5 protein-coding genes are annotated in these 9,174 nt (G+C 39.6%); 4 read left to right on the top strand and 1 reads right to left on the bottom strand.

Going from position 1 to position 9,174, the window contains the following annotated elements; translation table 11 throughout:
* Nucleotides 1-386 precede the first annotated feature (386 nt).
* A complete protein-coding gene (gene cooS / locus DW000_RS06630) occupies nucleotides 387-2,576 on the top strand; it encodes an anaerobic carbon-monoxide dehydrogenase catalytic subunit (protein WP_120055696.1) in 2,190 nt (729 codons plus the stop codon).
* A gap of 599 nt (nucleotides 2,577-3,175) precedes the next feature.
* A complete protein-coding gene (locus tag DW000_RS06625) occupies nucleotides 3,176-3,538 on the top strand; it encodes a hypothetical protein (protein WP_008603073.1) in 363 nt (120 codons plus the stop codon).
* A 120-nt stretch (nucleotides 3,539-3,658) separates the two neighbouring features.
* On the opposite strand, the gene bioB is transcribed toward DW000_RS06625, so the two are convergent.
* The gene (bioB, locus tag DW000_RS06620; RefSeq protein WP_004694042.1) at nucleotides 3,659-4,687 is read right to left on the bottom strand and encodes a biotin synthase BioB; all 1,029 of its coding nucleotides are present in this window, start codon (nucleotides 4,685-4,687) and stop codon (nucleotides 3,659-3,661) included.
* Nucleotides 4,688-5,009: 322 nt separating this feature from the next.
* Between bioB and DW000_RS06615 the strand changes: the two genes are divergently transcribed.
* Together DW000_RS06615 and DW000_RS06610 are read left to right on the top strand one after the other, a co-directional pair.
* Nucleotides 5,010-6,281, top strand: a complete 1,272-nt coding sequence (locus DW000_RS06615; RefSeq protein WP_120055695.1) for a DNA repair exonuclease — start codon at nucleotides 5,010-5,012, stop codon at nucleotides 6,279-6,281.
* A complete protein-coding gene (locus DW000_RS06610) occupies nucleotides 6,271-9,165 on the top strand; it encodes an AAA family ATPase (RefSeq protein WP_120055694.1) in 2,895 nt (964 codons plus the stop codon). The genes DW000_RS06615 and DW000_RS06610 overlap by 11 nt, the downstream gene beginning before the upstream one ends.
* Nucleotides 9,166-9,174: the final 9 nt, after the last annotated feature.

The following is a 9,174-nucleotide window of genomic DNA, read 5'->3' as shown; positions in this document are numbered from 1 at the left end:
TTAGAAAATTGATTTAATTTTGTCGCATTACTTATTGCAATTCAAGATATAAATTAATACGTAAATCCATCAATTAATCAATAAGATATAGAGACTAATTCCTGTAAAATTCAGGAATTAGTCTCTTTTTATTTATGAAAAGAAACTGAAAGAATCGAATTAAATAAATATAGTAATTATCATATTCTTAGATATAGATGCGTCAAAAATTTCTCAAATTTTAATTGACAAATGTCCTTTCAGAAAATATACTTATAGTAGTTTAAAACATATTTAGGAGATAGGATTTAAAACCCATAATTGTAGTGGATTTAAAGTGAATTAAAAGTAGAATATGTTTTCTTATTATTGTTGGTTGGCCTATGTAGGTCACTAGGAGGTTTACTATGAGTAAAGAAGTGGAAAATAAAAAGACTCATGAACATGATCACCATTGCTATTGCGGTGAACATCAACATGATCACGGTCATCATCACCATGGTCACGACCATGACCATCATCACGACCATGGTCATCATCACGACCACGATCATGACCACGATCATGAACATGGTCACGACCATAGTCATGCAAAGGCTCTTCCGACGGATAAATGGGTGCCACACACTCATGAACCAGGGGTACCTCATGAACATGGCGTAAATGACTATATGAAAGCCGTTGCTGAGTATCGTAAAACATGGCCTACAAAACAAGACGTTATTGAACAAACACCAGATCCTGCGGTACGCGAAATGATTCTTCGCATGGAGCAAATCGGTTGCGATACAGTATTTGACCGTTTTGATAAACAACAACCACAATGTACATTTGGTATTGCCGGTGTATGTTGCCGTATTTGCTTCATGGGGCCATGTAAAATTACACCTAAGAGCCCTCGTGGGGTCTGTGGTGCCGATGCAGATCTTATCGTAGCTCGTAATATGACACGTGCTGCTGCAGGTGGCTTGACCCAACATGGTGCACATGCTCGTGAAATCTTGATTTCTTTGAAAGCGGCTGCTAATGACCAATTGGATATTCCAATTTTAGGGGAAGAAAAAATCCGTACTGTATGTAAAGCTTTCAACATCCCTGAAGAAGGCCGTTCCTTAAAAGAAGTGGCAAATGACTTGGCAGATGTTCTATTAGAAGATTTGAGCCGTGCATTGCCTGGCGAATATAAAACAATTACAGCTATGGCTCCTGCAGAACGTCGCGAAGTATGGAAAAACTTGGATATCTTGCCTATTTCTGCATACAATGAAGCCTTCGATGCATATCATCGTACATGCGTAGGTACGGATGGCGATTGGGAAAGCAACATGAAGCAATTCTTACGTTGTGGCCTTGCTTTCACATTCACTGGCGTAGTGGCAGCGGATATCGCAACAGACGCATTGTTCGGGCAAGGTGGTCGTCGTACTTCCAAAGTTAACATTGGTGCCTTGAAAAAAGGGTATGTTAACATCGCTGTTCATGGTCACTTGCCAACATTAGTATCTCAAATTTGTACAATTGGTGCCTCTGAAGAGTATTTAGAAAAAGCGAAAGCTATCGGTGCCAAAGGTATCCAATTCTATGGTATTTGTTGCTCTGGCTTGTCCAGCATGTACCGCTACGAAAACGTTATTCCATTGTGTAATGCTATCGGTGCGGAACTTGTACTTGGTACTGGCGCACTCGATTGCTGGGTAGCTGACGTTCAAGACGTTTACCCTGCTATTATGGACGTAGCACGTTGCTTCAACACAAAAGTTATCACTACATCTGATGCAGCTCGTTTACCAGGTGCTGAACACATCGGCTACGACCATCATCACACTAACTTGGCTGAAACAAAAGAATTGGCTCGCAAAATCTTGGATCGTGCTCTTGAAGCTCATGAATTGCGCAAAGGTATGCCTGTATTCATTCCGCCATACGAAATCACAGCAGAAGTTGGCTTCTCTCCAGAATCCACTGTTAAACATTATGGTTCCTTCAAACCATTGGCAGAGGCTTTAAAATCTGGTAAAGTTCGCGGTATCGTTAACGTAGTAGGTTGTTCCAACCCTCGTGTTATCTATGAAAAGGCAACTGTAGATATTGTTGATACACTTATTAAAAATGGCTGTATCATCCTTACAAATGGTTGTGCATCTTTCCCATTGATGAAACTTGGCTATTGTAATACAGATGCTAACAAGAAATGTAGTCCTGCATTGCAAGAGTTCTTGGGTGATGATCAACCACCAGTATGGCATGTGGGTGAATGTGTAGATAATGCGCGTTCCTCCGGTATCTTCGGTGGTATTGCGGCAGAACTTGGTCTTAACTTACCTCAATTGCCATTTGCTATGTCTAGCCCTGAATGGTCTAACGAAAAAGGTATCGATGCATCCCTTGGCTTCCGCTTGATGGGGATTAACTCTTACCACTGCGTTGAGCCACCTACACAAGGCTCTGATGCTGTTACAAAATGGCTCAAAGAAGACACTAAAGATATCTTAGGCTCTGTTATGTATGTAAATACGGATCCTGCTAAAGTAGCTGAGAAAATCTTGGCAGATATCGATGAAAAACGTGCTGCTTTAGGTTGGGCTGAAGTAAAATAGTAAGATAGAAATTAGTAAATTGTAGTTTATAATAAAAAACGCTCAAAAGCGTAATGGTTATCGTATTTCCTTAAGCTTTTGAGCGTTTTTTTTTTAAGAATATAGTATTACTTGTTAATTCGTGAGTCCTTATAAACCCTTTACTATTAACCCTTATGGTAATATGTATGTAGACTTAACAATATGTATAAGTTTATGAAGTAACGAAAAAAGGACTCTGTATAGAGTCCTTTTTTCATGTAAGGGGAGTGTTAGTATTAATATCAAATGAAACATGTATTTAAACAAGTAGTAGGTTTGGGGTTAGTATTACTTGTCGGGAGATAAATACACGTACGGTAACCAGGGAATTGTTACCTCTATTTATCATTTGACATTATCATTATAGGAAGAGTAAATGAGTTAAAAATGAAGAAATTTAATAAATTTCTTTAAGTTTCTTATATTTGTAAAAAACATGGTAATTAATTTTAATTATTGTTGATAAATATGGGACAATTTTGGTATTATATAAAGGAGAAGTTGTATATTTTATAAAGGTTTATCCACATTAAGCTTTTATAAAATATACAGCTCGATAGCATGAGAGGGGCAGTCATATGAGTAAAATATTCACCATATTAACACTTTTGTGGCTACTCAGTATAGGGGGGACTACTAACGCAACGGACTGGTACTATGTTGGACCAGATGCATCAGGAAACCAATTATTTATTGACAATGACAGTGTACAGAAGAGTGATTACGATGCACTTTTGTGGCTGCGAGTTAATGAACTGGGTGGCGACGAATTGCGATATAAAGTTTATATCAGTAGATATAATCGAACCATGGAAACATTGAAGGTAGATGCGTACATGTCAGACGGGACGCCGTATGAGAATGTAGAATTTAATGAGAATCCTGAGCCCATTGCGGGTAACACAAATGGTCAAGCCATTTACATTTTATTATGGAAATAAAAGAACCATCTAGTACAGCAAACTAGATGGTTCTTTTTATGTGTAAAATATTTATAAAGCATTAGGGAATAATTTATATACTACATCCTCTAGATATAGAGAATGGTATATATGAGGTTTTTAGACTTGAGCTGTATTGCGAGTCAACTCCAAGTCTTGAATCATTTGGAGATCGTCTTGAGGTGAACGACCACCAGTAGTTAAGTAGCCACCAACCATAATACCGTTTAGGCCACCTTTTAGAGCATAAGCTTGTAAGTCTCGTAGATTTACTTCGCGACCCCCTGCAGTACGAATCAATGCGTTTGGCAAGATGAAACGGAATACGGCGAAGGTACGTAAGATATCCAATGGACGTAAAGCTTCGTTGCTTTCAAATGGAGTCCCTTTAACAGGATTCAAAATGTTTAATGGCACGGAGTCAATATGTAAACGTTTAAGTTCGAACGCCATTTCTACGCGTTGTTCTAATGTTTCGTTAAGTCCAAGAATGCCACCAGAGCAAACACGGATGCCTGCTTTTTGTGCATTATCTATGGTAAACATTTTATCTTCGTAGGAATGTGTAGTACAAATATCTGGGAAGTGACTAGGTGCCGTTTCGATATTGGAGTGGTATCGAGTAACACCAACTTCTTTTAATTTGAGTGCTTGTTCGTAAGTTAACAACCCAAGAGAACAGCAGATTTCAAGACCAATTTCGTTTTTGATACGGCCTAATACATGGATGATTTGATCAAATTCATCAGGGTTATTAGTATTACGACCACTTGTTACGATGGAAAAACGAATGGCACCAGCCTCTTTAGCTTTACGTGCTGCTTGGAGAATGCTTTCTTCATCCATGAAAGGATACTCCTGAACGCCTGTGTTGTGGTGTGCGGATTGAGCACAGAATTTACAGTTTTCAGGACATTTGCCGGATCGAGCATTAACAATGGCGCATACATCCACAGAATTATCATTGAAATGTTGGCGAATTTTATCAGCCATAGCGAGTAGAATCATAGTATCATCATCTGAAGTATGAATTAGCTCGATTGCTTCTTCTTTTGTAATTTCGCCGCCGTTCATGATGCGGTTTGCAATGGTAAGTATTTTTTCGTATGTACCCACTTGGGATGGTTGTTGATCTATAGGCAAAGCCATAATAGCCTCCAGGAAATTGTTAACTTAATAAAAACATAATATATTGACAATTTGATTGTAAACGTTCGCGCATAAATTGTCAACTTAATGCATGAATTGGTTAACAAAAAATATATTATGATTTATATCTTATGATGAAAGAATATGTGCTTATCTTATAATTTATATTTATTAATAGTTAAGAGAAGTTTAGTTTAACTATATCTTTTTGATGCTAAATGATAGTTATTTTTAACTTATCTTTAAGGTTTTGTAGTATAATAAATTATTGTAATTACTATATATAACTATAATAAGAATATTAATGGAGGAGTGGATATAGATGCAGCCGTTTCGATTTATACACTGTGGTGATCTGCATTTAGGGGCACCCTTTCAATATGCTACAGGTATTAGCAGCGCTGTTGATCGCGCCGTAAGTGAAGCCACTTATGTAGCCTTAGATAAAATTATTGATACTGCTATTACAGAACATGTTCATGCTGTTGTAATAGCTGGTGATATTTATAATAGCGAAGACCATAATTTAGAGGCTCAAGTCCGTTTTGTGCGCGCCATGTATCGCTTGGCGGAGCATCGTATTGATGTCTATATGGTACAAGGTAACCATGATCCTGCTGAAAGCTGGAAAGCACAATTACAGATGCCAGATAATGTACATGTATTTTCTAGCGAACAGGTACAGCGTTTCCCGCTCATCGTTAACAATATAGAAATTGGTGGCGTATATGGTATTAGTTGTGGTCATGGTAATGAAAGCGACAACTATGCTCGTCAATACAGAGCTTTTGAACGGGATGAGTTTTCTCTTGCTGTTATGCATGGTACTGTAGGTTCTAGCGTAGGCTCTGAAAATCATAATGTAATAGGACCTTGTAACTTAACTGATTTAACAGAGGCTGCTATGGATTATTGGGCATTGGGCCATATTCATAAATCTCAAGTTCTTAGCGAGGAGCCTCTCGTAGTTTATGCTGGTAATTCGCAAGGATTGCATCGTAAAGAACATGGACCAAAGGGATGTTATCTTGTATCCGTATCTCATAATGGTCATTGTGATTTGCGATTTATCGATACCTGTGCTGTCCGGTTTGAGGAAATCAAAATCGATATTGCTGGCATGCAAAATGAAACGGATTTCTTAGAGATTTTGCGCCGTAAAAAAGAAAATTTGCGAAAGCAGCATAAGAAAAACATCTTGCTATCCATCGTTTTGTCTGGTACAGGACCTCTACATCGCCTATGTACGCAAGAGGGGATTCGAAAACTATGGTTGCAAGAGTCTCAAAATGAAGAGAAAAGCAAATCTATATTTGTTATGCCTTACCGTATCACTTCTAATACAAGACCTAGTATTAATCTAGTTGAACGACGTCTATTAACAGATGTAGTAGGTGATTACTTGCGTGCTTATGATGATATGGTAGATGGGGATGCGATACAGACTGCGCGCCAAATCATGGCGGATCGTCCTGAATTTAAGCGCTTAGGCGCATATGCAGATTTATTGAGTGATGAATTATTGGCGCGAGCTTTGAAACGTTGTGAAATTGAAGGTGTTACTGTATTGATGGGGGCTAATGATGAACATTAAACGCATACGATTTGATGAATTTGGCCCGTATCGCGACTGGTCTTTCACCACGGGTGACAATGGGGTTCAACTCATGTATGGCCCTAATGAAAGTGGTAAGACATCCTTGCTCGAAGGGATGCGCACCTTGTTGTTTGGCGGTACTCATAAGGCTTATGGCCCTATGACGGGGGCCCTTGATGTGGACCGTAATGGTGAAAGTTACTATATCGGTCGTAAGGGTAAGCAGTTAGACTTTTACAACCCTGGTCATCCTGCCATCCATGAAGAGCCGGCTCAACATTGGTGGCATGGCATCGATAAAAAAACATATAACCGCATATTTGCGTTAACATTAGACGATCTACAAGGCCTTGATGTATTACAAGAGGTAGAGGTTCGTTCTCGATTCTTTGGCGCCGAAGGGGGAGAACACTTAGGTGGAGCTGTTAAGGATGTTGAAAAAGGGGCTACAGACCTACTTGTAGCATCCTCGAATGGTAAACGTCGCATCAATGTATTGATGGATGAGCTTAAAGAAAACCGTCAAAAGTTGAGTCAGTTGGCGGAGCATGAAGCGCAATATGTGGAATTACAAACCGTCTTTCACAGTACGGAGCAAACCGAAATGGAATTGCAAAATCAGTTGAAAGAATGGAAGGAATATCGGGATGGTATCGATGTAGTATTGCGTGCGTGGGATACGTATCGTCGCAGTGAAGAGGCGCGTATGCACATGCAGCAGTATAATAGTGAGCTCGCCTTGAGTCGTGATGAGTTCCTACGTCTTGATGAAGAAATAAAACGGGCTCGTGACAATATGCAATTATGGCAGGAAAAGGAAGCGGCATTGATGCCCGCTAACTTTAGTCCTGATAGCCCATTTGGAACTTATGGCCAAGATATTGAAGACCTTATTCAACAAGGTGCTAAATGGGAGCAATTACGCCGTGAGTGCGAGGAAGGAGATGCGTATATCCGTAAGGTTAGAGAACAATTGGAGTTTTCACGCACCCTACATTCTGCGTGGCGTCATGATGAGCCAATGGCAGAAGACATCAATTGGTTTGATGGAGAACGTTTGGCAAGTCGTTTGCGCACCGCAAAAGAACAACTTTTACATTGGCAAGACCGCAAACCTGCAGAGGCTACCGATGAGGTGCCGACGGCGAACCTTGAAGGGGCATCCTTACCTAACTTTAGTGAAGAAGAATTAGCTAAAAAAGAATATTTAGAACGTGAATTAGATCGTATCTTAATGGATATAGATCAAGTAGAGGCTAGACTAGAGGCTAGACGGAATAGTTATGGTTCAGACGCACAGCCCACAATTCTGCCAAAATGGCTACAACGCATTAGTGGTATAGGTGCTGTTATAGCTGTATTGGTAGTATTAGCAGGCCTGTTGGTTCTTGAATCTGCATTATATACTATAGGTGGTTTTATTTTCTTGATTCTATCTATGGGGCTATTCTGGTATGCTACCTGGAGGCTTCATAATAGTAACTCTGATGTGTCTAAATTAAACTATGAGTTACAAATTTTATCTTCCCGTAAATCTGATGTAGAACATCAGCTAGAGGCTTTGATCAAGGCTGCTACACCTACAGTGAGCCCTGTACCATCCTTAGAAGGAGAGGCACATCTTGAGCGTTGGATTCAGGAAGGGCATACCTTACAAGGTATTTATGATGAAGCCCTCGCAGCATGGCAAAACTGGTTACCCCGAGGGGCGGCTAAGAGTCTCGATGAAGATGATTTCTTTGGTCTCAAACATGAATATGATCAATATCATGAGCAACTACGTACTATAGAAGGCTATGAAAAGCGTTTAGCGGAGCATAAAGAAGGTCTACGCATTATTGAAGACCAAGCGATGGCTTTGTGGTATAACCTTGGAATAGAGTCACCAGTATCTCCTACGGAATTAAAACGTATTTATAATCAATATAAGAACTTTCAACAAAATAAAATTGTATGGGAACAAAAGGAAGCACAACGTAAAAGCTTCCGCAATGAATACGATAATTGGCATCGCAAGGAAAAAGAACTACTCCTTCGCCAAAAAGAATTACTCCATAAAGCTGGTATGGAAAGTTCCAACGAGTATCGTCAACATCTTATCGATGAGGACCAATATAAACAGTGGCAAACTATTTACAAGCAAAGTCAGGTACAGCTGGATTTACTTGCTCCTGATGCGGAGAATAAAGACCTGTTCTATCGTCGTTTGCGAGAAGGCAACAAAGATAACTGGTTAGATGAATTGGCTCACTCTGAGCGTGAAATAGCCTCTATTGAAGATAAATTGGCTACCTTGTACGAGCGCCGTGGTCAAATCGTTGAAGCAATGCGTACACTTGGATCTGACCAGGAGCAACACCAAATGTTGCAAGAACGAGAGGCTTTACAAAGTGAATTAGAGTCTGCACTAGAAGATTGGGCTACACAAGTATTGATAAGCCATTGTATGGATAAGGCTCAACAATCGTATGAACAAGAAAAACAACCTCATATGTTAGAGCTTGCCTCCTCTTATGTTGAAAAACTAACTGGTGAGAGGTATACGCTTGATATTCTAGGCATCAATAAAGGGGTAGCACTTATCAACAATAATGGAGAACGACTAGAGCTTAAATTTTGGTCTAGTGGCTTAGCTGATCAAGTGTACTTGTCATTACGACTCGCCCTAGCTAAGGTATTCTCTTATCAAGTGGAGTCCTTACCGATTATCTTGGACGATATTCTTGTGCGCTTTGACGAAAATCGTCAACGTAGTGCTTTAGAATTATTGGCTGAGCTTGGGAAAAATCAACAGATTTGGCTCTTTACTTGTCAACGCTCCGTATATGATATGGCTCAATCTATTATGGGCATCGATTGCCATAGATTGAGTCGTAGCTAAATGAATTTC

The organism is Veillonella sp. AF36-20BH (assembly GCF_003602765.1).
Taxonomy (GTDB): Bacteria; Bacillota; Negativicutes; order Veillonellales; family Veillonellaceae; genus Veillonella; species Veillonella hominis.
The sequence above is the reverse complement of the archived record's forward strand: the minus strand, read 5'-3'. Positions and strand labels throughout refer to the sequence as shown.